At 59.1% G+C, this 1,108-nt stretch carries 1 protein-coding gene; it reads right to left on the bottom strand.

The window, feature by feature from the left end:
• Positions 1-114 precede the first annotated feature (114 nt).
• On the bottom strand, positions 115-1,108 hold a 994-nt coding region (gene galE / locus ABYA88_RS16525), incomplete at its 5' end, for a UDP-glucose 4-epimerase GalE (RefSeq protein WP_373188472.1).

Below are 1,108 nucleotides of genomic sequence, written 5' to 3'. Positions count from 1 at the left end.
AGGGGCATGACGTTTGCTGAGAGGTTGCTGTTACATATGAGCCATAGCGCTCCCCCCAGCCCCGTCATTCCCGCGCACGCGGGAAACCATTTTGACTTTCAAGTTTTACGGCTTTTAATCCCGACTGTACCCACGAGGGTTCTGCGACTGCCAGCGCCATGAATCAGCACACATGGCTTCCAAACCCAGCTTCGCGTGCCAGTTCAGCTCTTGAGCGGCCAAATTCGCATCGGCGTAACAGCTGGCCACATCGCCGGGCCGGCGTTCCACGATCTTGTAGGGCAGCGCCTTCCCGCAGGCTTTTTCAAACGCCTTGAGCATATCCAGTACCGAATAGCCGGTGCCCGTGCCCAGGTTGAACGCCTTGATGCCCGGCTTGTTCTCCAGCCAGCGCAGCGCCTGCACATGACCGTCGGCCAGATCCTGCACATGGATGTAATCGCGCACGCCGGTACCGTCGTGGGTCGAGTAATCACCGCCGAACACACTCAGGTGCTCGCGCCGACCGACCGCTACCTGGGCGATGTAGGGCATCAGGTTATTGGGAATGTCAGATGGGTCCTCGCCGATTTTGCCGCTGGGATGCGCCCCTGCCGGATTAAAATAACGCAGCAGCGCGATGTTCCAGTCAGGGTCGGACACATGCAGATCACCGAGCATCTCCTCGATCATCAGCTTGGAGCGGCCATAGGGATTGGTCGCGCTGGTCGGGAAGTCTTCACGGATCGGCAGGCTCGCCGGATCGCCGTAAACGGTAGCGGAAGAGCTGAACACGATGTTCTTTACACCAGCGCGCTGCATAGCCTCGCACAACACCACTGTACCGCTGACGTTGTTGCGGTAATAACGCAAAGGCTGCGCCACAGACTCGCCCACCGCCTTGAGACCGGCAAAGTGGATCACCGCATCGATGGAGTGCTTGCCGAAAAGGCCATCGAGCAGCCCAGCATCATTGATGTCACCCTCGATATAAGCAACCGCCTGCCCGGCGATCTCCTCCACCCGGCGCAGCGCCTCGGGGGAGCTGTTACTGAAGTTATCCAGCACCACCACCTGATAACCCGCCTCGAGCAGTTTGATACAAGTGTGCGTGCCGATGTAACCGGCT

Origin of the sequence: Halopseudomonas sp. (assembly GCF_041579695.1) — a bacterium.
Lineage (GTDB): Bacteria > Pseudomonadota > Gammaproteobacteria > Pseudomonadales > Pseudomonadaceae > Halopseudomonas.
Note: the sequence above shows the minus strand (reverse complement) of the source record. Positions and strands in the feature narration are given on the sequence as shown.